Below are 23,139 nucleotides of genomic sequence, written 5' to 3' on the forward strand. Positions count from 1 at the left end.
AGCGTGCGCACGCGCGTGCGATCTGAGCATCCGTACTCAGGCCCGGGCCGCGGGCGCCTTGCCATCGTGAGGGCATGTTCCTTCAGTCGTACGAACCGCAGCCCCGCGCCGCCGGCATCACCGCCGTGGGCAGCATGCTGCCCGAGGAGGCCCTGTCCTCGGACTCCCTCCAGCAGGAGGTGGCGCGGCGCAGCGGTCTCGCACTGCCGCCGAGGCTGCTGACGCAGGCCACCGGGATCCGCTCCCGCCGGGTCGCCGGCCCCGGTGTGTACGCGTCGACGCTCGCCGCGGGCGCGGGCCGCCGGGCGCTGGCCGCGGCCGGGCTCACCGGGCCCGACATCGACCTGCTGCTGTTCTCGTCCGCGTCCCGCGACATGGTCGAGCCGGCCACCGCGCACATCGTGCAGGCGGAGCTCGGGACGCGGGCGCACGCGCTGGACGTCACCAACGCCTGCAACAGCTTCATCAACGGCATCGACCTCGCCCGGGCGATGGTCCTGGCCGGGCGGGCCCGGCGGGCGCTCGTCGTCACCGGGGAGACCCCGAGCCGGGCCGTGCAGTACGCGCCGGGCAGCCTCGCGGAGCTGCGCGACGGCTTCGCCGGGTACACGTTCGGCGATGCGGGGGCGGCGGTGGTCGTGGAAGCGGTGGAGCGCGGGGGGATTCTCGACGTGGACACCGAGACGCACTCGGAGCACTGGGAGGTCGGGGGCATCCCGGGCGGCGGCTCGCGGCACCCGCGCGGGGAGGCGTACACCTACTTCCGCGGTGACGGGCACGAGCTGCGGGGCGTGTTCGAGAAGGTGGGCACGGCGGTCATCGACCGGACGCTGCACCGCACGGGCCTGGACTGGGACGGGGTCGCGAAGGTGCTGGTGCACCAGGTGACGGTGCCGTACCTGGAGCGGTTCGCGGAGCTGACCGGGGTTCCGGCCGGCAAGCTGGTGGTGACGGTGCCCGAGCTCGGGAACATCGCGAGCGCGAGCATCGGGGTCCAGCTGGACCGGGTGTTCGCCGGACTCGCCCCGGGCGAGCGGGTGCTGTGCGTGGGGCTGGGCGGCGGCATCAGCATCATGACGATGGTCTGGGAGAAGTCGTGAGCGGCGTGGGCGGCGTGGGCGGCGTGAACGGCGTGAACGGCGTGAGCCGCGGGCACGCGCTGTGGGTGGTGCTGCCCGCCCACCAGGAGGAGGCCCGGCTGCCCGGCACCCTCGCCGCGCTCGCCGCGCAGCACGACCGGGACTTCACCCTGCTGGTCGTCGACAACGCCTCCACGGACCGGACCGGGGACATCGCGCGGGAGTTCGCGGCGGGCGCCCCGTTCCCGGTGCGGGTCCTGGAGGAGCCGGAGAAGGGGGTCGGCTCCGCCGTGGACACCGGCTTCCGGTACGCGATCGGGCAGGGCGCGACCCTGCTGGCCCGTACGGACGCCGACTGCCTCCCCCGGCCCGGCTGGGCGGGGGCCGCGCGGGCGGCGCTGACGGCCCGGCCGGGCCTGGTGTGCGGGCGGATCACCGCCCGGCGGGACGAGCACGGGCCGCTCGGCCGGGCCGGGTTCGCCGCCCTGGTCGGCCTCGCCGCACTGTTCGGGCGGCTGCGGCCGCAGCACGTGCGGCGGGGCGAGTTCCGGGCCCCGTACCGCATGCACGCCGGGAACAACATGGCCATCACCGCCGAGCTGTACCTGGCGGTCGGCGGCATGCCGCGGCGGCCGTCGCCCACGGACCGGCTCTTCCTGAACGCCGTACGCCGCCACACCGACCGGATCAGCCGCTGCCGGTCCATGGTCGTGGAGAACTCCACGCGCCGGCTGCGGGCGTACGGGATCCTCGGCACCGCCCGCTGGTACCTCGACCAGGGCAGCGGCCCTCACGGAACGGACGACCCCCGCTGATGCTCGACCGACTCGACCACGCGCTGCGCAGCCGCCCCGAGCGGCCGGCCGTCCTGACCGCCTCCCGTACGGGCGCCCCCCGGGTGCGGGCCCGGTGCAGCGAACTCGCCGATCTGGCCGACGCGTTCGCCGCGGGCCTGCACGCGCGGGGGCTGCGGGCCGGGGACACCGTCGGCGTCGCCGTCCGGCCCGGGCCGCGGGCCCTGGCCGTGCTGCTGGCGCTGTGGCGGCTCGGGCTGCGCGGGGCCGTCCTCGACCCCGGGGCCGGGCCGGACGTGCTGCGCGCCCGGCTGGCGCTGGCCCGGCCCTCGCTGGTGCTGGCCGACGCGGCCGCGCAGGCCGCCGCCGGGTGGGCCCGGCCGCTGGCCCGCAGGGCCCGGCTCGCACTGCCGGACCTGGCCGGGCTCGGCGGGCCGGTGGCCACCGTCGGGCCGCGGCTGCCGGGGTGCGCGCCCGCGCTGGACCTGCGGGCGCCGCGGCCGGCGGGCGGGGCGGCGGGCCGCGGTGCCGCCGTTGCCGGAGACGCCGACGCGGTGATCGTCTTCACCTCGGGGACCACCTCGAAGCCGCGGGCCGTGGTGCACACGCGGGCGAGCCTGGCCGCCGGGATGGAGACGGTGAGCGCCCTGTTCGCGGCGGCCGCGGAGCCGGCGGGGGCCGGGGGGCTCGGGGGTGACGGCGACCGGCCGGTGCTCGGGGGCACGTTCTTCGTGCTCGTGCCCGCGCTCACCCGTGGGGCCCCGGTCGCCCTCCCCGCCCGTTCGCCGCGGGTCCTGGCCCGCCAGCTGCACCGCCTGAAGCCGGCCGACACCTACCTGACACCCCCTCAACTCCGCGATGCGTTGCGGGCGGACGCCCGCTTCCACGGCCGGGTGTGGACGGGCTCGGCCCCGGCCGGCGCCGAACTGCTGGGCCGCGTACGGGACGCGGGCGCGGCCGAGGCCTGGGGGGTGTACGCGCTGACCGAGCTCTTCCCGGCGGCCGCCGTGGAGGCCCGGGAGAAGGCCGCGTACGACGGCCCCGGCGACCTGGTGGGCACCCCGCTGCCGGGGGTGGCGGCGAAGACGGACGAGGACGGGCAGCTGCTGCTGGCGGGGCCGGCGGCCCGCGACCGCTACCTGGGCGAGGAGCCCGACCCGTGGGTGCGGACGGGGGACCGCGCACGGCTGGACGGGACGGGCCGGATCGTCCTGGAGGGAAGGACGAAGGACATGGTGCTGCGCCGCGCCGAGAACATCTACCCGGGGCTGTACGAGCCCTCGCTGCACGTGCCGGGGGTGGAGCTGGCCGTGCTCGTCGGCGTCCCGGCCGGCGGGACCGCGGAGTCGGCGGGCGACGAGCGGCTCGTGGCCGTCGTACAGCCGCGACGCGGCGCCGCCGAGCCGGAGCTGCGGGCCGCGCTGGCGGATCCGCTGCGGCGGATGGGCTCCGCCCGGCCCGACGCGGTGCTGTTCGCGGAGGTCCCGCTGTCCGGGCGGTCCCGCAAACCGGACCGCGCGGCAGCCGCGGCCCTGGCCGCCTCGCGCCTGCGGACCGGCCGATGACCGCCCCTGCGATGCGCCCGGCCCGGGGCGCAGCGCCGGCCGCCGGAGCAGCGGTGCGGCCGGCGACGGCACCTGCGGCGGCCCAGGCCCCCGCCGCCGGGGCCGCGCCCGCGTCACCGGCCGTGGAAGTCCGGCCCGCCGCGGTCCGGGGCACGGCAGGGCATGCAACGCCGAGCCGTGCCGCGGCAACGGCACCGTCAGCGACACACGAGCGCGCCGGGGCCGCGACCGCCTCCCGCGCCGCGGTGGGGTACCCGGCCGCGAACACGGCGACCGACGACCCGGCCGAGGCACGACCCGGACCGGCGGACACGGGCGCGGTGACCGACGACTCGGAGACAACGCACCCCAGCACGGCGGACGCGGGCGCGGCAACCGACGGCCCGGCCACGACACCGCCCGTACCGGCAGGCACGGGCACAGTGACCCACAACTCGGAGACAACGCAGCCCGACGCGGCGGACGCGGGCGCGGCAACCGACGGCCCGGCGGAGTCGCGGCCCGGTGCGGCCGACGGGGACGTGGCGGCAGCGCGGCGGCGGGACCGGCGGGTGTATCTGCGCAGCCATCCGCTGCTGTTCGGGCTGCTCGCCGCGACGCGGGGCGGGCGCGGGGTGCGCCGGATCGGGCGGACCCTGCTCGTCCATGACGCGGCCGCCTACCGGGAAGCCCTGACCCGGCTCCCGCTCGACCGGACGGCTGCCGGCACCACGGGCGGCGCGGCGCGCGCGGCGCTGGCGGGGGCGGGCGCCCCCGGCGGCGGCGTGTTGTTCGACCAGGAGGGCAGCGGCCACCGGGCGGACCGGCGCTCCCTTGCCGACGGGCTCGGCGCGGCCGGAGTGGAGCAACTTCGGGCGCAGTGGCGGCCGTTGCTGGAGCAGCGGCTCGCGCCGCTCGCCGCGGGCGGCGAGGTGGACCTGGTGGCCCTGGCCCGGGAGCTGTCCGGGTCGGTGGTCTGCGGGCTGCTGGGCACGGACGCGGAACCGGTGGCGGTGGCCCGCGCGGCCGCCGACGCGGCGGCGGCCTCGGTCCGCGACCACCTGCCGGGCCTGCCCCGCCCGGGCGCCGCGGCCGCAGCCACCCGCACGGCCCGCACCCTGCGGGACCTGCTGACCGGAAGCGAGGCCATGGCCGGCGCCAGGCACACGCCCGCCACCCCGGCGTGGCCCGCACGCCGCGGCACCACCGTCCATCCGGAACCCGACGCCGGCCCGGCCGCGGGCGCGAGCACCGCTGCGGGCACGTTCACGCACCCCGGCACCACCGCGCACGCGGGCGTGACCGCACGCGCGGACACGAACCCGGAATCGGCCCCGGCCACCGGCACCGACGCGGAACCGGGCCCGAACACGGGCTCATGCCCGTACGCAGGCCCGGACGCCGCCCCGGGCACGGGCACGGGCACGGGCACGGGTTCGGATTCGGGCACGGGCACGGGCACAGGCACGGGCACAGGCACGGGCACAGGCCTGGCTGCGGAGGCGGGCACGGGCGCGGGCCCTGGTGCCAGCGCCCCTGCTGGTACCCGTGCCGGCGCCGCCGCGGAGGTGCGACGGGGTGTGGACGGGGCGCTGGGGGCGATGGTGGCGGTGGCCGCCGTCAACACCACGGTGGCCGCCCTGCCCCGGGCCGTGGCCTGGTGTGCCGACGCCGGGCTGTGGGAGCAGGCCGCCGACCCGGCGCTGCTGCCCCGGCTGGCCGACGAGTTGCTGCGGGTGACCGCGGCCTCGCCGGTGCTGCCGCGGGTGGCTGCCTCGGACGGGAGCGTCGGCGGCTGCGCGGTCCGCGGGGGCGACCGGCTGCTGCTGGTGGCCCGGCATGCCGCCGCGGCGCACCGGCGCGACCCCGACGCCCTGGATCCGGCCGCGCCGGCCGACGCCCACCTGGTGTTCGGCGCAGGCCCGCACGCCTGCCCCGGTGCCCGGCTGGCCCGGGCCCAGCTGGCCGACGTCCTGGCGGCGCTGGCCCCGTACCGGCCGCGGGTCGTCCGGGCCCGCGTGGACCGCGGAGCGGCCCTGCCCGGGTGGCGGGTCCTCACGGTGAAGGCGGCGGGCGCATGACACGTATACGTATCGCGGTCACGGGGGCGAGCGGCTTCTGCGGCGGGCACGTGGCCCGGGCAGCCGCCGCGCGCGGGGCGGAGGTGGTGTGCGTGGGCCGCCGGCCCGGTCCCGTCGGGGAGCACCAGTTCTGGGACGCCGCCCGGGAACTCCCGGACCTCGCCGGGGCGGACCTCGTCGTGCACTGCGCGGCGGCTGTGGGCGATCCGGCGCCCGGCTCGCCGGCCGAGGCGGAGATGCACGCGGTCAACGTCGGCGGAACCGCACGGCTGCTCCAGGCTGCCCGCGGCCTGCCGGTGGTGTGGGTGAGCAGTGCGAGCGTGTACGACCCGCGCCCGGACCGCAGCCTGGTCGGCGAGGACCACCCGCGTGCCGGCCAGCTGAACGCGTACGGGCGGACCAAGGCGGAGGGCGAGGCACTGGCCCTCGCCGCGGGGGCGGTGGTGCTCCGGCCGCGGGCCGTCTACGGACCCGGGGACACGACCCTGCTCCCCCGCATCCTGTCCCGGGTGCGGGCGGGGACGCTGTTCCTCCCCGGCCCGGACGTCCTGCTCAGTCTGACGGCGGTGGAGAACCTGGCCGACGCAGCGCTCGCGGCGGCCGGTTGGGCACCGGGTGCGTACAACGTGGCCGACGCGGAACCGTACGCGCGGGACGAGACCGTACGCCGGGTGCTGCGCGCCCACGGCATCACGGCCCGCATCCGCCACCTCCCGCCGGCCCTGGCCCGTACGGCCGCCCGCGCCGCGGAGGCCCTGGCCCGCGGCGGCGAGCCGCTCCTGAGCCGCTACGCGGTGGACCAACTGGCCCACTCGGTGGTCCTGGACCTGACCCGCGCCCACTCCCAGGGCTGGACCCCACACCACACCCTGGACCACTACCTGGCCACCCTGCCGGGCGGGGGACTGCCACAAAAATGAGCCGCAGTACAGAGAGTTCCCGCCACCATGCCACCGCACCACCCGGCCACCACAATCCCCCCACCCCGGATCGGCCACGGCCGCGCTACCCTTCTTCGCCTCCCAGTACTCCTGTGCGACTTCGCGATCGTGTGGCGTGGCCGGGTGAGAACGGCAACGGCCACCGCCTGATCATCAAGGGTTGCATGAACTCCGGAAGATCGTGCGGTGGCCGCGGGGCACAGCATAGACGCAGCCCGGTGGCGGGCGATGTTCGACCGGGGCATGCCCGGATCGCGGCCGGTTCAAGCGGGTCGAGCCTCGCGCCACGGCCCACGCCTTCGTGCTTGGGCTGCTGTTCGGCGTCGAGCGGAAGAACTGCTGGCGGGTGGCTGAAGAGGCCAGCCATGCCCGCCCCAGGCCGATGCAACGGCTGCCGCAACCGCCACTTTGCTCCTGGAGCAGGACGTCGAACTCGTCGTGATCAAGGAACTCCTCGGCCACGCTCATATCGGCGTCACCGCCGGCGTCTACGCCCACGTACGCCTCCGCCTCCAACGCCAAGCCATCGACACCCTCAGCAACGCCCTCACCCCGACCGACGAAGACCCTGAAGACCCACCCGCCGTAGCCGTCGTCCGCTGACGTTGCCGTCACCGTTGCCGTCACACGCCCCAGAGGCCCAGACGGAGGGTTCTCCGTCTGGGCCTCTGGGTCGCTGCTGAGTCAACCGCTGCTGTCTATTCGAGCCGAGCGATCCACTGCCGACACACGTCGACGGTAACCGGCACAAACAGCTCTGGCGTCGAAACCTCGAAGAGGAACTGCGTCAGCAACTCTACGTCTTCTTCTGCGATCTCTACGCGATCAAGCATATGCACAGCACCGGCCCACCTGGGCAAGTCTTGGACGCTCAGCTCTCCGGATATGCACCTTCGCAGAACATTCCTCACAGCTGGGCGGTCCAGGCGCACCGAATGCCCTTCCCTGAGGTCGCACAGGTTGGCGGCTTCAATCACCCCGTCCAGTGAATCGACCCAGCGGATTAGGCCGGTCAGCGCATCGAACGCTTCTGGCTCCATGCAACCTCACCCTACTTGAACTTGATGTGTGCAATTGTTCCGTCAGGGAGCCACGTTGTCTTGTACGCCAACTCCGTGACACCTTCAGCGTCAACTCGCTTCCGATAGATTGCAAATGATCCCGGAACCCTGCCAGGCACCTTATAGCTAAACTCGGCGCCGCCTTCAGGGAGGCGAATGATTCCTGGGATTTCGGCGTCTCCAGGACTCTTCTTCATGAACCCAGTGAGACTCTTCCGCAACGCTGGCGACAAATCATCTACACCAACAGCCGCAGCAACCTTTTCGCCTCGCGTTAGCTTTACACCACAGAGCTCATTCGAATTGTGAACGAGTACCGGAGTCTTACCCGCCAGCACATAGTACGTGTGGAGGTCTTCGACCGTCAGGTTGTAGGTCTTGGCGTGCTGGGTGAACGGGTGGTTGGCCGTGAGGATGGCCGTCGTTCCTTCGCTCGTGAGGAGCGACATGCCGGGCTTGAGGTCGGCGGCCTCCAGCCACGCGTGCTCGGAAGGGGACCAGAAGGGGTGCTCGTGTGTTGCTGTGAGTTCGCTGATCCCTGCTTCCGTTGCGATGGACAGCTTGTTGAAGTGCTTGTCGTCTTCGGTGACGATCAGGCGTGTGACCGGGCGTTTTCCGGTTTCACCGGAGCGCGGGTCGGTGGCCAGGACCTCGTCGCCGAGTTGTACGTCCTCGATGTTCTTGGTCGTGCCGTCGGCCAGTTGGACCTTGGTACCGGCGAGGAAGCACTGGCAGCTGGTTGGCCTGCTCGTGGGTATCTTGCGGGCGTTGGAGGGAAGGGGGGCTGACCGGACGTTGACGTTGCGGCCCTCGAAGGGGCCGTACACGGCTTCGACGGCGATGCCGTGCTGGATCACATAGTCTTCGAACTCGTCACACTTGATCTCTTGGCAGGCGTTTATCATCGCCTGGGTCTTGTTGATCCAGTCGTCCTGCTCGGAGAATCCGAGGCCGAATCTGCTGGTTTGTTTGATGTACTGCTGGGCGTACAGCTTGATGAAGAGCTGCGGCTTCTTCTCGGGGAGCTGGATCGGGAAGCCGTAGTCGTCTTCCAGCAGCGTCGGCGCTCTGTATTTGTTGTAGCTGTCGTAGCCGCCCGTCAGTCCCGTCTTGCGTGTCGGGTCGTTGACGCTCTTCTTGTCGTGTCGGGGGTTGTAGTGGCCGTCGCAGTGGCCGTTCCAGCAGTCCCTTTCTATGAGGCCCGTGGGATCGGAGAGGCTGACGGGGTTGTTGCTGGAGTAGACGTACCCGTGCATCTGCTGGGAGCTGGACAGGTCCATGAGCGGGTCGACCGATATGAAGCGGCCGGTGACCGGGTCGTACTCGCGGGCTCCCAGGTGGGTGAGGCCGGTGTCGGTGTCCTTGGTGCCGCCGACGAATCCCTTGTCGCCGGCCCAGGCCGTCGGCTGGGGACCGCGGTCCTCGCCGAAGATGCCGGTCTTGCGGCGGGTGACCGTCTGGGTGGCGTCCGCGGTCACCTGCATCGTGCCGGTGCCGTGGTGGTCGGCGAAGAGGTAGGTCAGCTTGCCGCCCTCGCGCATCGCCACGCCGCCGTAGTAGCGGGTGCCCGAGACGGTGCCGGTCTTGTCCAGGCGCAGTTCGTTGCCGCCGGGCAGGTAGAGCGTGGTGCCCTTGCTGTCCTTGCGGAGCAGGCGCTGGCCGGCGGTGTCGTAGACGAAGGAGTTGCTGGAGGTGCCCTGGTTGAGGGTCTTCAGATGTCCTTCGGCGTCCCAGTCGAGGTACTGCGTCTCGGCGTCGGTGCTGGTCTTGCGGGTTTTGGTGTTGCCGACCGCGTCGTAGGTGAACACCTCCTCGTGCGGGTCGACTCCGGTCTGCGTCACCTTGGGGAGGTCGTGCTTGCCGGGGGTCGGGGCCTGGTAGGTGCGGACGATGTCAGCCGTCGGGCCCGATCCCGTCTTGCGCTTGGTTTCGGTCTTGCGGTTGCCGACCGCGTCGTAGGTGTACGTGGTCCAGTACGGGTCCTCGCCGCCGATCACCGTCGCCGACGGGGACGTCGCGCAGGTTTCGCCCTTGTTGGTCCACGCCTGGGTGATGCGGTTCAGCGCGTCGAGCTTGACGCACTGGGTGTCGGTGGTGCGGAGGGCGTCCTGGCCGTAGGCGGTTGCGATGGAGGTGATGCTGCCGGCCGGGTTGTAGCCGTACTTGGTGTCCTCGATCCGCTGCGGCGCGAGGTCGCGGTCGGTGTAGGAGCGGGTGACCTCGCCGGTGTGCTCGTCGTACTCGCTCGTGCGGTAGAGGCGCTGGCCGAGGGCTCCGTGCTCCGACCGGATGCTGCGGCCGTAGTGGTCGTAGGCCATGGCCGAGACCAGACGGCTGGTGCCGGCTCCCATGCTGTTGAGGAGGCCGGAGACCGACTTGTAGGTGCTGCCGACCGTCTCGGCCGGAAGGCCGCCTACAGCCGGCTGCTTGGTGGTCAGGATTTGACCGGCGATGTTGTACGTGTTGGACCACTGGTAGGTGCCGGCCAGCGCCCCGGTGTCCGGGGTGGACGGGATGGTCACCGTGCTGGCGAGCGGCTGGTACAGGTGGTTGTAGGAGAGGATCTCCGACTCGTACGCCTTGCCGTTGTCGTAGCGGACCGACTTGGTCAGCTGCCCCTTGGCGACGGTGTCGTAGACGTGTGCGGTCAGGGTCGTCGTGCCCTGCTTGGTGGCGACCGGACGGCCGAGGTCGTCGTAGTCGGTGTGCAGGGTGATGCCGCGGGCGTCGGTGACATCCGTTGCACGGTCGCCGGCATCGTAAGCGGTCTTGGTGATGCCCTTGTCGGGGTCGCTCGTCTCGACCAGGCGGCCGCGGACGTCGTAGGTGTACGTCCACTTGGCGTTGCCCGGGTCGGTGACCTGTGCCAGCCGGCCCAGCTTGTCGTGGCTGTACAGGGTGGACTGCGATGTCGTGCGGTCGGCGTTGGTGTACTGCTTGCGCTCGACGGTGCGTCCGAGGGCATCCGTGACGACGGCGGTGGCCACCCCTCCCGTGGGCGGTACGACCGTGGTCGTGTCACCGGCGTAGCTGGTGGTGGTGCGCTTCGTCTCGGTGCCGAACTTCTTGGCGATGACCGCCGTGGGTCGGCCCGCACCGTCGAAGAGGGTGTCCGTGGACGACGGGTAGGCGGTCTCGGCGCCGGTCACGAGGTCGGGCAACGGGGCGCCGTCGGCGTAGTAGGTACCGGAGCTGCGCCAGGCCAGGCCGCGGGTGTCGTAGAACGTCTCGGTGACGAGGCGTCCGGCCAGGTCGGGCGACTGCGTCTGCGTCTGGCGCTCGCGCAGCAGGCCGTCCTGGATGGAGTGGACGGTGGCGTACTTGTGGTCGTGGGTCAGGGTCTTCGAGGTGGTGACGTTCGGGCCGTCGTTGCGGATCGTGTACTCGAAGACGCGGCTGGGGGTGTTCGGGTTGTCGGCCACGGTCCAGTTCGGCAGCCAGACCTTCGTCATACGGCCGAGGGCGTCGTAGGCCGTGGTGGTCACCTTGCCGTTGGCGTCGGCGACCTTCGTCGGCTGCGAGCGCAGCGGGTCCACCTCGGAGGTGACGACGTGACCCAGCGGGTTGGTGACCGTCATCGAGGTCGGCGCCTCGCCCGTGGCCGGGGTGTAGGCGGTCGTGGTGACCTTGCCGTACGCGTCGGCGGCCGCGAGCTGGCGGCCGTGGATGTCGTAGCAGAGCTCGTTCTTTGCGGCGCCGCAGGTGGAGGGGACGCTGGAGACGGTGTCGTAGTCGTCGCCCCTGCCGTTGATCTTCTGGATCTTCGTCATCAGGCCGCTGCCCGGGACGCTGCCGAGGGCGGCGTTGTCGAAGTAGGTGCGGACGTCGCTGATGATGTCGGCCGGCCCGCTCGCAGGTGTCCCGCAGGGCGCGGCGACTGATGTGATGCGGCTGACCTTGTTGAGGATCCAGGTGTCCGTGTTGCGGGCGTACGTGCTGGTCGTGCACTTCTCGTCCCCGGACTTGGCCGTGTCTCCGGTCTCCGAGACCCAGTCCACCATGCCGTAGTCATCGAAGTGACTCGTGGACTCGACCGTGCGCGTACCGCCGGTGACGGTCACTCGGGTGGACTGCTTCTCCGTGCCCGTCTTGACCGCGACCAGGTCGGGCAGGTCCGTGCGCTTCCTGGTCGCGGCGGCGGCAGAGGACCACGGAGTGACGGACGTGGCCGTCAGGGGCTTGGTCGTGTCGTCGCCGTTGTAGAGCACTGTTTCGCGCGGGGTGCCGGCGAACGGTGTCCGGTCGACGACGACTGCCCCGGTGGAGTCCTTGACCTCCGCTCCGTCCAGGCCGCGGAAGTAGCGGGCCTCCGAGAGCGTCTTGGCGTCGTCGGCGGCTCCGGTTCGCGTCTGCACCAGTCCGTAGCCGCGCGCCACGGAGTGGACGCGATCGTCGGCCTTGGTGAACTCGTCCGTGCTCTTGGCCCAGGCGGCACCGCCCACGTAGCTGTAGGACGTCACCTTGTCGGGCGAGGCGGCGATGTTGTCGCCCTCCACGATCTGGGTCGCCACGTAGGTGTTGAACCAGTCAACCTTGGAGGTGTCGCCCTCCCAGGCCCACTTGACGGGGTAGCAGCGCGTCGTGTTCGTCTCGTCCGGCTTGGGCAGCGTCGCGGCGGTGCAGTCGGGCTGGGAGTAGGTGACGCCGACAGTGCCGCCGGTCTCGGTGGTCACCTGGTACATGCGCAGCCGGACGAACGGTGCCAGGCCGTCGCCGGTCGCATCGACGCGGTTGGGACGCTGCTCACCGGCGAAGGTGACGGGCGGCAGGGGCACGTCTGCGCCACTGCCCGACTTGCCGGTCCGGGTGATCGACTTCAGCCACAGGGCCCGGGATATGCCGTCGCCGGAAGGAGGGAAGTCCTGCTCGAGCTTCCAGGAGTCGACGTCCTGGTAGGCGCCGCTGGTGAGGATCTTCGTGTTGATCCCGGTCAGGCGCATGCGTGACCAGAACGTCGGCGAGTACTGGTCCTTGCACTCGGTGGACCCGTCCTTGCAGAACAGGTCGTACGGGGAGTCGGGCCAGTTCTTGGCGTTGGTCTCGTCGAAGGTGGTGCAGCCGGTCAGGCAGCGCTCGTTGACGTCGAACGTGACCTGGCCCATGGCCTTGGCGGTATACACGCTGTCGGCGCGCAGGCCGTAGTCGATGTGGTCGAGCCAGCCGCCGCGGATGTACGGGGTGACCGTGGCCTTGCCGGTGGACTCCGAGACGTTCCGGCCGTAGTTGTTGGTCTCGGTCTTCCAGTAGTACGCCATGGCGCTGCCGCCGGGGGCTACGACGTAGTCGAGCTGCCAGCGCCAGGCCTGGTGGCACCAGCCGCTGGCGAAGGAGGCGTTGTAGCAGGGCTCGCCCGGGTGGTTGCCGAAGACGGGCACGGTCCAGGCCGAGTTCGTCGTCGGGGTGGCGGCGTCCTTCCAGCCCGGCAGCCGGTTCAGGCCGAAGAAGTACTGGGTGCCGTCGGTCGTGGTGATCTTCCAGTGCTCACCGTTGTCGTCGCCGTTGGAGGCGTCGGTCAGCTTCTCGACCTTCTCGCCGGAGTCGGCGGCAGGGTGCCAGCCCTTGCCCTGCTCGAAGACGAGCTCCGTCGATTTGCCGTTCAGCGACAGCGTGGCGTTGTCGTTGAACCAGCACAGGTCCCCGACCTTGGTCGTGTTCGTGGCACCGGTCTTGTCATCGTTGCAGGCCTTGTACCTGCGCTCGATGAAGCCGGGCTCCCAGGACCATCCGTCGCCGATCCATGAGGCCTGGCTGTTGGAGGCGGCCATCCGCCCGTCGACCGTCTGGGAGCTGTAGGACAGGCTGATCTTCGGATCGAGCCCGCCCGGGGTGGTCGGGATGCTGACGTTGTAAGACCACGAGAAGGCCCCGGTGGAGCCGCCGGCGCTCCAGGAACCCGAGGGCTGGAGCGGGGTGGCCTTGTAGTCACCCGTCGCTCCGGACGCGCCGGCGGTCGCCGCGAGGACGGTCGCGCCGGCGGCGCCTGCGGCAGCGGACATCGCGGCCGCGCCCGACTTAGCCGAAGGCGCGGCCGCGGCCGGTGTGGTGACCTGGGCGGTGAGCTTGCCCGAGCGGGTGTCGTTGCGGGTCTGGAGAGGCTTCTGGGCGCGGCATTCCGGGCGGTCCGGGGTCGTCAGCGCACACGCGGGAAGTTCCACGAGGTGGAGGCGCGCCGCGTAATCGCCGCCGTAGGCGTTGCGGAAGGTGTTGTAGTCGACCTCGACCTTCGCCGTTGCGGCCTGCTTCGCGCCGTCCGAGCGGCCCACCGACAGCAGCATGCCGTCGACGCCGGCCTTGCGGGCGGCGTCCTTGCCGGAGACGGACACCTTCACCTTGGAGGGGGCCTCTGCCGCCTTGCCCGGCGCGGTGTACACGGCGACAGGGAGCCTGCCGGCTTGCTGGGAGCGTGCACCGACGCCCGGAGCCTGCGACGCGCTACCGGAGAGGAACAACTTCGAGACCGGGGCGGACGCCAGGTCCACCTCGGCGGTTCCCGGCGCGGGCCAGGCAACCTTGGGTGCCTTCCACGGGTTCTTCGCCGCGGCGTCCGGCTTCTTCGCCCCGCCGGCGCGGACCGGCGCGACGGGTACGGCCTTCGGCTGCTTGAGGTCCGGCAGCGCCGGCCGTGGTTTGCTTTCGGCCATGGCAATTGAGCCAGGCAACACGCTTGAGAGGATCGCCGCGGCCAACGCCGCGGAAAATCCTCGTCTGTGAAATGTTCTCACACCCCACCCCATCTATCTACACAATTCACCGGCGCAGGCTAACAGGGATCCGCACCCCTACCCGACGCACAGTCAGGTCCGATTCATTGTGGGCGTATCGGACACAGTGCGAGCAAGATGGATCTTGGTAACCAAACGGATACCCGGCGTATGCGTGGCTTAAAATCTGCTGGTCACAGCGGGCTGGGTAACCTCACGCCCGGTAGAGTCGCGGTGAAATCCGACAGTTGGAGTTTACGTGAGAATAAGAGAGGCCCGGCCGATACTTTCGGGTGGGCGGGGGATTTCGCGGCTCATATGCATCGCATTGGCGGGCGCTATGACCGTAACCGGACTCAGTATTTTCCAGCCTTCTGGCAGCGCTTCGGCCGCCACGGATCCCGTGGCGGAGGGCTCCATGACGGCAGCCGACTTCGCCCTCGCCAAGGCGAAGGAGACCGGGCAGCCGTTCGAGCTCGTCTCGGCACGGACCGAGACCTCGGACACGTGGGCGCTGCCGACGGGGAAGTGGTCGGTCAAGCGGCACGGGACGACCGTGCGGGTGCGGCGTGCCGGGGGCTGGGTGCCAACCGATCCGACGCTGGAATTCGCGGCCGACGGAAAGGTGAGGCCCAAGGCCTCGGCCGTCTCGATCGCCTTCTCGGGAGGCGGGGCCGGCCCGCTGCTGACGGGCGTGAGAAACGGTCGGACGCTGTCGTTCTCGTGGCCGACAGCACTGCCCAAGCCGACCCTGGCGGCGAACGTGGCCACGTACGCGAACGTATTGCCGGACGTTGACCTTCAGTTGAAGGCCGAGGTCGAGGGCTTCTCCCAGCTGCTGGTCGTCAAGACCCCCGCTGCAGCGAAGCACCCCGACCTCGCCACCTTGAAGTTCAAGATCGACACCGTGGGCCTCAACGTCAGCCGGGACGCGACAACCGGTCTGCTGACCGCCGTCAACCCGGCCGGCGAGCTCGTCTTCACCTCGCCTGCCCCCTTGATGTGGGACTCCACCACCACAGCGGGCGCTACCCAAGCGCCGACTGGCATGCAGGCACTCAGCGCAGACGGTGGAACAGACACCGCCACCGCCACCGCCCCCTCGGACGCCTTCGTCACGCCGTCGGGCGCGAAGAACGCCCAGATGCCCGCCACCGTCGCGAACGGCACGCTGGAGATCAAGCCCGACCAGGCCCTCCTCACCGCTACGGAGACGAAGTACCCCGTCTTCATCGACCCGTCGGTGGCCTGGGGCGAACGGCAGAACTGGGCGTGGGCCTACCGCACCTGGCGATCAAACTCGTACTGGAACACCAAGGAGGACGTGCGAGTCGGCTACGAGTCCGAGACGAACGGGCTCTCCCGCTCCTACTTCCAGCTCGACACCTCCGGCGTCAAGGGCGCCCAGGTGACCAAGGCCACCTTCCGGATCAAGGAGACCTGGTCCTGGTCCTGCACCAAGACTCTGGTTGAGCTGTGGTCGACCGGGCCGATCTCCCCCCAGACGACGTGGGACCGCCAGCCCGCCAAGGGCCAGTACCTGGACGCCGTCAAGGACGCCAAGGGACGGCCCGGCTGCGAGGCAGGCAACCTGGAGTTCAACGCGACCAAGGCCGTACAGGAAGCCGCGGCCAACAACCGGTCGAGCGTGACCCTGGGCCTGTTCGCGCCGAACGAGAGCGACGTCTTCCAGTGGAAGCGCTTCGACGCGAAGACGATGACGCTGGAGATCGAGTACAACAACCCGCCCAACACCCCGTCCGACCCGGGTACGTCGCCGTGGGTGCCCTGCCTCCAGGGTGGCGCGATCGGCAATGCCACGATCAGCCTGTACGCAACGGCCTCCGACCGTGACTCGGGGAACCTGACCACCGAGTTCCAGATTTTCAAGTCCGGCCAGAGCACGCCCGCCGCCAGCCTGTCCGTCTCCGCCAACAACGGCAAGGTCGCGACCTGGGCGGTCCCCGACACCTCCCTGCCGAACGGGAGCTACGAGTGGAAGGCGCGGACGACCGACCAGGACGGCGCCCAGTCGGCCTGGTCCCAGACCTGCAAGTTCACCGTGGACCGCACCCGGCCGGCAAAAGCACCGAAGATCTCCTCGGCCGTCTTCCCCGACGGCAGGAACGGCTGGCCCCAGGGCACCGGAAAGGCCCGCCAGGAAGGGGATTTCACCCTCTCCGACAACGGCGTCGAGGACCTCACCTGGTACGGCTACTACACCGACTGGGATCCGGAGGTGAAGAGCGCCTCCGTCGCCGCCGGCACCTCGTTCACTGCCAGGCTGACCCCTCCCGGCGCAGGCCCGCACTTCGTCTACGCCTTCAGCCAGGACGCCGCCGGCAATCGCTCCGACACCACCGCCTACCAGTTCTACGCGGGCCGTACGGCAACCGTCGACACGGCCCACGACCTCAACGGCGACGGCCTGCGCGACATCTGGAGCGCCGACCTCTTCGGCAGTCTCCTGACCTACACCGGCCAGGGCAACGGAAAGTTCTCGGCGTCAGTCAGCTCCGGCAAGTCCTTCGCCGGCGCCCAGGTCGCCACCCTCGGCGACTGGGACGATGACGGCTACAACGACATGCTGGCCCTCGAGCAGCCGGCGGGTGCCACGAACAAGGTTCTGTCGATCTACGGCAACAACGGCCGGGGCGCAGTCCACAACCCCATCCCGATGGGGGTGAACCTGCCCGGAAACGATCACTGGTCGAACGCCGAGCAGATCATCGCGCCCGGAGACCTCAACGGCGACAAGGTCCCGGACGTCCTCGTCAAACAGGGGAACAAGCTCTGGGCGTACTACAACACCATCTGGGGCTCCCTGGACGACACCGCGCCCGTGCTCGTGGGCGGCACCGACTGGGACAAGTACACCGTCATCGCCCCCGGCGACATCAACAAGGACGGCGTGCCGGACCTCTGGCTGCGCGACAGCGCCACAGGTGACATCCTGCAGACGCACGGCAAGAGGAGCCAGGAAGCAGACCAGGCCGTCGACCTCGCCACCTGGGGCACCCAGACGCGCTCCAAGATCGGCTCCGGCGTCTCCCAGGCCGCCTACCCGACCCTCGCCGCAGCCGGTGACCTCAACGGCGACAGCATCACCGACCTGTGGGCCCGCCAAGCTGACAACACCATGGTCGGCTGGCCCGGCCGGCTCACCGCAGACAGCACCACCGTCGGCTCCTTCGCCAACCGGTTCGAGATCGACGGCGTGCCCGGCCCACGCATCCCCTCCGGGACCACCCTCGCCTCCGGGCAGGAGTTCTCCAGCGGCAACGCCAAGCTCGTGATGCAGGCCGACGGCAACCTCGTGCTGTACACCAAGGACAAGAAGCCCGTCTGGGCGACCAGGACCACCGGGAACCCGGGCGCCGTGGCCCGCATGCAGAGCGACGGGAACTTCGTCGTCTACGCCGCGGACGGCAAGACGGCGCTGTGGAGCACCAAGACCAGCACGCCGTACTCGTACGCCGTACTCCAGCCAAGGGGCGCACTCGTCCTCTACAACGCCTCCGGACAGAGCCTGTGGACCAGCGGCACGCAGAGCCGGCCCGACTACAACGGCGACGGCTACACCGACATCGTCACCCGTGATGCCAATGGCGAGCTCTGGATCTACCCCGGCACCGGCGGAACGGGCACGAGCACGCTCGGTACCCGGTACTTCGCAGGCAACGGCTGGTGGCGTGACCACTGGACCAACATCTACACGTCCGACCTCAACAACGACGGCTACACCGACATCGTCACCCGCAACCACCTGGGTGACCTGTACCTGTATCCGGGAACAGGACGTACCGGAACCAATACGCTCAACAACCCCGTCCTGATCGGAACCGGCTGGAACGCCTACGACCTCGGCTTCGGGGACATCAACGGCGACGGCCGCACCGACGTCATCGGCCGGGACGGCAGCGGCAACCTGTGGGTCTACCCCCACAAGGGCGGTACCGGTACCCAGACCCTCGGCAACCGGATCTCGATCGGAATCGGCTGGGGAGCCGCGGACTGGACCACCCTCCGATTCGCAGACCTCGACAACGACTACAAGATCGACGTTCTGGCACACCGCAACGACGGCAAGCTCTACCTCTACCCCAACACCAGCAACGACGATGCCATGAGCCTCGGCAACCCCAGCGTCGTAGGCGTCGCCTGGTGGAACTCCGACTGGACCCCCTACGCCGCCGACCTCAACAGCGACGGCCCGGCGGAGCAAGTGGGTCTGACCCGCAACGGAGAGCTCTATGACTTCATCGGACCCGACCGCACCCTGATCGGTGTCGGCTGGAGCACCTACGACATCATCCTCTGACCTCGGAGAACCAGCCTGTTGGGGGGAGGGAGGATCCCGCAAGGATCCTCCCTCCCCCTCTCCATGCCTGAACGGTTCCGGCCCGTCGAAGTCGGGCGCGCTGCGCCGGCCGTCGGCGTGACCACCGTCGGCGTTCAGCCAGCCGTCGCGGCGTCCGAGTGCGCGCGAACTGAACCGCGGGCCCGGGTGAGGCCCCGCTTCAGGGCTGCGGACAAGGGTCGTTCGAGGAAGCGGTGGACCAGCCAGGACGCGGCCAGCATCCCGAGGGTCATCACGGCGACCAGCGTCCACGGAGAGAGGTGATGGCGCAGCAGCCGGATGCCGGTCCAGCCGATGTGTTCGTGCAGGAGGTAGAGCGGGTACGTGGTCGCACCGGCCACGGTGAGCCACTTCCCCCGCACCCAGCTCAGCCGGCCGAGCGCGAGCGCGAGCATCACGAGGTAGCCGAGGGTCATCAGGGCGATGGCCGGCTTGGCGTCCAGACTACGGCCGAGGCTGGCGGCCAGGGCGTCGTTGTACAGGGCAACCTGCCGGACCGAGAACAGCCATGAGATCAGCACGATGCCCCACAGCAGCAGGGTCGGCCGGAAGCGGTGCATCAGGTACATGGCCACGCCGGCCACGAAGTAGGGCGAGTACTCGGGCATGACGATGTAGTTGGCGAACGGCGCCCGTCCTGAGGTGACCAGTACGGAGGCGACCGTCCACAGCGCGCAGAACAGGATCACCCGGCGGTAGGTCACCCCCTTCCACACCACCAGTGCAAACAGCAGGTAGAAGCGGAGCTCGACCCAGAGCGTCCAGTAGACGGCGTCGACGGACGCGACACGGAACGGCTCCTGCAGCATGGTGAGGTTGAGCAGGACGTCCTTCGCGCCCAGCGGCTGCACGACAAGCGGCCACAGGGTCACCACGGCCGTGGTGGCCAGGACGGCGAACCAGTAGGCGGGGTAGAGCCTCACCACGCGGGAGGTGAAGAAGTCGCCCAGGCTGCGGCCCCAGCTGCTCATGCAGATCACGAAGCCGCTGATGATGAAGAAGAACTCCACCCCGGTCCAGGTGTACGAGGCGAGCCAGGACGCGGTGGGAAACATCACGTCCACCGGCTTGGTCCAAGCGTTCTTGGAAGCCTCAGAATTACCCGCAAACCCTACATAGTGGTGAAAAACAACCATGAGGGCTGCTATCAGCCGGAGGCCGTCCAGAGCCTCCAGCCTGGGACGCTTCCCAGCCACTGGAAGTGGCATCGGATCCGCTGCGCGACGCGGGCTGGGTATGAGGTGGTTACGCATCCGGCAGATCCTACTTCCCGCGCCGTGGCCTGCTCCTCGAGCCATGCAGCCGCCGGCGCGACTGTCCGGAGGGGACCGCCGAAAAGCCGCGGCAGGCAAGCCGCCCGGCCAGGCGCTCGCCTCGGGCAGTGCGCCGGCATTCTGTACGGCCGACCGTCCGGGCGGTTCGGCCGGGCTGCCGTATCAGGCCCCGCCGGCTGCTCGGAGGGGCGGGCACGCCGGCCGGCGGGGCTCGGTTCCCCCGCGCCTCAGCCACGCCGGGCGGCGTGTGTGTCCCCCGTCAGGCGCCGGCGGCCTCGGCCAGGCTGCGGCGCAGGCTCAGCGGGCGCATGTCGGTCCACACGCGGCCGATGTGGTCCAGGCACTCCTGCCGGGTGCCTGCGGTGCCCTCGTCGTGCCAGCCGGCCGGCAGTTCGCGGTCGCCCGCCAGATCGAGTACTGCTCCTCGTCGTTGTGCACGACCCGGTAGCGGCTCTCGTCGGTGTCCCTGTCACTCATCGCCTCGGTCCTCCCGCAATCGATCGGTCAGCGGTCCCACCCTGCCGCCCCGCCCCTCCCCGGCCATAGGGACAAACGCGCAGCAGGACCGGCGGACGGTGCTGCCGCTCCTTCCCTGGCGGCCGCGGTGCGGGCGGCGGCAGTGTTCCGGGCAGCCAGGGTGGCGCCCGAGAGGTTCCGGCAGGTGCCGGGGGCGGCGGGCGCCGCCGGCCAGGCCACCCCCTCGGGCTGGAAGGAGCTCCGCCATGTCGGACACACCGGAGAACGTGTACCTGACCTCGGGCGGGTGGCGGCTGTGGGAGCACTTCGCGCTCCGCGGCCCCGGCTTCCCCGCCGAGGGGGTCCTGCGCACGGCGCCGCCGGGGCTGGGTCTGGCCGCGGACAAGTTCGGGCCGGGCGATCCGCTCGCCGGTCCGGAATGGGACGGCTTCATCGGGGCCTTCGAGGAGGGCGCCGTGCGCACGCCCGGCTGCTCCAGGAGATCGCGGCCTCGCCGCGCTTCCGGGCCGCCGTGGCCTGGCAGAACCCGGCCGTGCTGCGCACGGGGATCGCCCCGTTCCTGAACTGGACGCCGACCGCCGCCGGCCGCACCAGCATGCCGCGGCAGCGCGAGGAGTTGGTGGCCCACCACTGGCAGCGGTTCTGCGTCAAGAACGACACCATCGGGGTTCTTCGGCCCCGTCGGCTGGGGCCGCTGGGACCTGGCCGCCGCCGACGGGGTGCAGGTCGACCCCGGGCCGGGCTTCCTCGCGGACTCCCGCGTGTACTTCGCCAGTTGGGCCGTCGACGCCCTCGCCGCGATCCTGGACGCGGACCCGGCCCTGCGGGAGTGGGTGGCGCCCCGGAGGGTGCCGTTCGTCCGCCAGACGGGTGAGGAGGTGACCGTCCCGGGCCGGCCGCGGCAGGCCCTGACCGCGGCGGCGCGGGCCGTGCTCGCGCTGTGCGACGGCGTACGGCCGGCCCGGGAGATCCGGGCCGCGCTGCCCGGGGTCGACGTGTCGGCCGCGCTCGCGGACCTGGTCGCGCGGCGGTAGGTGGTGTGGCGGCTGGAGGTGCCGGCCGGGGCCCGCCCGGAGCGCGATCTGCGGGCCTGGCTGGAGCGGGTCGGCGATCCGGGGCTGCGGCGGGCCGGGCTTCTCTCGCCCGAGTACGTCCGGTACGAGGGCGGTGCGGCAGCACGCCGATCTCGAAGAAGCGCCCGGCCAGGGCCTCAATCGTCATCCATCGGTGCCCCGACGTTGTCCCGGAACCTGCCGGCGACGTTCCCCGCCGGGCCGTAACTGCAGACGATGTACGTCTGGAACGACTCCTCGCCGGGCGGTCGGCCCGCGGCCCGGCCGCAGCCGAGGACGTCGCTGGACTTCCACACGACCTGCGTGAAGGAGCCGGTGTCGGGCGAGTATCCGGGCCGGTCCCAGTCGTAGCCGCCCGTCCAGCGGGTCTCGTACCAGAGCCGCACCGCCTCTTCGCACGTCGCGGGCTCGTTCTCGTGCGTGGCGAACCAGTAGCGGTTCTCTCCGTAGCCCTTCGAGCCCGGCCCCGGCGTCGAGAGCCCGTCCTGCGTTGAGGCGACCTGGGCGCGTTGCACGGCGTGCGCGATGGCGGCATCGTCCAGGGTCAACCGCGGGGCGCCGTGCCGGGCGCGGTAGGAGTTGTGCGCGGCGAGGCATTCCTGGTTGAACGCCTCGTCCGTGGCGTCGGGCAGAGGTGGACGCTTGTCCGCTGCCTGCAGTGCCGGTGCGGGCGCAGCCGCGCCGGCGAGGGCCGGAGCGGCCATGATTGCCGCGCCGGCGAGAACAGCGGTGACGAGAACGTGCTTGGTTGCCTTCACGCCGGAAGAAACGATCACCAGGCCTTCTCGTCACGGTCGAGGACGCCAACGGGCCGGACGGCAGACCGCAACACATCTTCCTTCGGTCCGGAGGTGATCCGAACGACACGGCCTGGCGGACGAGGGCCGGTGGAGGAGGGCCGACGTGGCGGACGAAGCCGGCCGACGGGGGGTCAGGCCGGGGCGCGGCCGGGCCGGATCGTCACGATGACCGGCCAGACGAGGCTGTACAGCAGGATCTTGGTGAGCGGGTTCAGCCAGACGAGGAGGAGGGAGCCGCGCTCCAGGCCGCCGACGAGCCACACCATGCCGAGCAGCAGCGCGCAGCCGACCGCGTACGCCAGCAGGAAGCGGAGCCAGGAGCGCCACTCCTGGCGGACGCGGGCCCGGCCGTACAGGACCGGCCGCGGTGTCTCGGGGGCTCCGCCGAACCGCCGGGCGAACCTGGCGTCGGCCCAGCGCAGGGTGTCGTGCCCGAAGGCCACGGTGAAGCCCAGGTAGGCGGCGGAGAGCCCGTGCCAGATGCTCGCCTCGGCCCCGTCCCGCAGGCTGAGGACGGTGGCCGCCAGCAGCACGACGTCGATCAGGGGGACGCACAGCAGGAGCACGCCGCCGAGGAGTTTCCATCCCTTGGCGTAGCGGGCGGCGAGTCCGGCCGCCAGCAGGACCCAGAAGAGCACGTCGCAGGCAATGATTAAGTACAGGATGGGTCGTTCACCTCGTGGCGTGTCGTGGCGTGTCGTGTGCTGCACGGCGCGTGTCGTGCGCCGAACGGCCCGGGACCCGTTCCTCCCCCGGTACCGGCCAGTCTACGAGCCGGCCATGGCCAATGCATTCACCCTCCGTGACGAACTGCCGTTCCGCACCGGCCCGTTGCCCGTTGGCCGGGGGGCGGGACGGCGGTTCCGGGACACCCCGCCGCCTCCGCGGGCGGCCGGACGTGCTGCTCGGCGAACCGGACGACGGCTACCGCGGCGAGGCCGTGGCCGCCCCCGC

At 71.0% G+C, this 23,139-nt stretch carries 14 protein-coding genes and 1 pseudogene; 9 read left to right on the forward strand and 6 right to left on the reverse strand.

All coding sequences use genetic code 11. The annotated features are described in order from the left end of the window. The first annotated feature begins 74 nt into the window (after positions 1-74). The 6 genes and pseudogenes from AC068A_RS08605 to AC068A_RS08630 form a co-directional block, all read left to right on the forward strand. Entirely contained in the window at positions 75-1,100 is a 1,026-nt protein-coding gene (locus tag AC068A_RS08605; protein WP_478582582.1) for a 3-oxoacyl-ACP synthase III family protein, read from the forward strand. After that, the gene (locus AC068A_RS08610) at positions 1,097-1,894 is read left to right on the forward strand and encodes a glycosyltransferase family 2 protein (protein ID WP_478582585.1); all 798 of its coding nucleotides are present in this window, start codon (positions 1,097-1,099) and stop codon (positions 1,892-1,894) included. The genes AC068A_RS08605 and AC068A_RS08610 overlap by 4 nt, the downstream gene beginning before the upstream one ends. Next, the gene (locus AC068A_RS08615; RefSeq protein WP_478582588.1) at positions 1,894-3,438 is read left to right on the forward strand and encodes an AMP-binding protein; all 1,545 of its coding nucleotides are present in this window, start codon (positions 1,894-1,896) and stop codon (positions 3,436-3,438) included. The genes AC068A_RS08610 and AC068A_RS08615 overlap by 1 nt, the downstream gene beginning before the upstream one ends. Before the next feature lie 320 nt (positions 3,439-3,758). After that, positions 3,759-5,498 (forward strand): cytochrome P450, encoded by a 1,740-nt coding sequence (locus tag AC068A_RS08620; RefSeq protein WP_478582591.1) that lies wholly within the window; start codon positions 3,759-3,761, stop codon positions 5,496-5,498. After that, on the forward strand, positions 5,495-6,418 hold the full coding sequence (locus AC068A_RS08625; protein ID WP_478582594.1) for an NAD-dependent epimerase/dehydratase family protein: 924 nt from the start codon (positions 5,495-5,497) through the stop codon (positions 6,416-6,418). Before AC068A_RS08620 ends, AC068A_RS08625 begins: the two co-directional genes overlap by 4 nt. Positions 6,419-6,835: 417 nt before the next feature. Next, positions 6,836-7,042, forward strand: a pseudogene (locus AC068A_RS08630) (site-specific integrase); the annotation flags it as partial. Positions 7,043-7,137: 95 nt separating this feature from the next. On the opposite strand, the gene AC068A_RS08635 reads toward AC068A_RS08630, so the two are convergent. Together AC068A_RS08635 and AC068A_RS08640 are read right to left on the reverse strand one after the other, a co-directional pair. Continuing rightward, positions 7,138-7,479, reverse strand: coding sequence for a hypothetical protein (locus AC068A_RS08635; protein ID WP_478582597.1), 342 nt, complete (start codon positions 7,477-7,479; stop codon positions 7,138-7,140). A gap of 11 nt (positions 7,480-7,490) precedes the next feature. Further along, a complete protein-coding gene (locus tag AC068A_RS08640) occupies positions 7,491-14,141 on the reverse strand; it encodes a polymorphic toxin-type HINT domain-containing protein (RefSeq protein WP_478582600.1) in 6,651 nt (2,216 codons plus the stop codon). A gap of 478 nt (positions 14,142-14,619) precedes the next feature. Between AC068A_RS08640 and AC068A_RS08645 the strand changes: the two genes are divergently transcribed. Next, on the forward strand, positions 14,620-18,522 hold the full coding sequence (locus AC068A_RS08645; protein WP_478582603.1) for an FG-GAP-like repeat-containing protein: 3,903 nt from the start codon (positions 14,620-14,622) through the stop codon (positions 18,520-18,522). A gap of 134 nt (positions 18,523-18,656) precedes the next feature. Here AC068A_RS08645 and AC068A_RS08650 read toward each other — a convergent pair whose 3' ends face one another. Continuing rightward, positions 18,657-19,859, reverse strand: coding sequence for an acyltransferase family protein (locus tag AC068A_RS08650; RefSeq protein ID WP_478582606.1), 1,203 nt, complete (start codon positions 19,857-19,859; stop codon positions 18,657-18,659). 273 nt (positions 19,860-20,132) lie between these two features. After that, on the reverse strand, positions 20,133-20,312 hold the full coding sequence (locus tag AC068A_RS08655; protein ID WP_478582609.1) for an MbtH family NRPS accessory protein: 180 nt from the start codon (positions 20,310-20,312) through the stop codon (positions 20,133-20,135). Positions 20,313-20,557: 245 nt separating this feature from the next. Here AC068A_RS08655 and AC068A_RS08660 point away from each other — a divergent pair, with 245 nt between their 5' ends. Further along, positions 20,558-20,875 (forward strand): hypothetical protein, encoded by a 318-nt coding sequence (locus tag AC068A_RS08660; protein ID WP_478582612.1) that lies wholly within the window; start codon positions 20,558-20,560, stop codon positions 20,873-20,875. Between the two features lie 138 nt (positions 20,876-21,013). Continuing rightward, positions 21,014-21,346, forward strand: coding sequence for a hypothetical protein (locus AC068A_RS08665; protein ID WP_478582800.1), 333 nt, complete (start codon positions 21,014-21,016; stop codon positions 21,344-21,346). 176 nt (positions 21,347-21,522) lie between these two features. On the opposite strand, the gene AC068A_RS08670 is transcribed toward AC068A_RS08665, so the two are convergent. Together AC068A_RS08670 and AC068A_RS08675 are read right to left on the reverse strand one after the other, a co-directional pair. Further along, on the reverse strand, positions 21,523-22,161 hold the full coding sequence (locus AC068A_RS08670; protein ID WP_478582615.1) for a CAP family protein: 639 nt from the start codon (positions 22,159-22,161) through the stop codon (positions 21,523-21,525). A 155-nt stretch (positions 22,162-22,316) separates the two neighbouring features. Continuing rightward, entirely contained in the window at positions 22,317-22,895 is a 579-nt protein-coding gene (locus AC068A_RS08675; RefSeq protein WP_478582618.1) for a hypothetical protein, read from the reverse strand. Positions 22,896-23,139: the final 244 nt, after the last annotated feature.

The organism is Streptomyces sp. NPDC043854 (assembly GCF_056436005.1).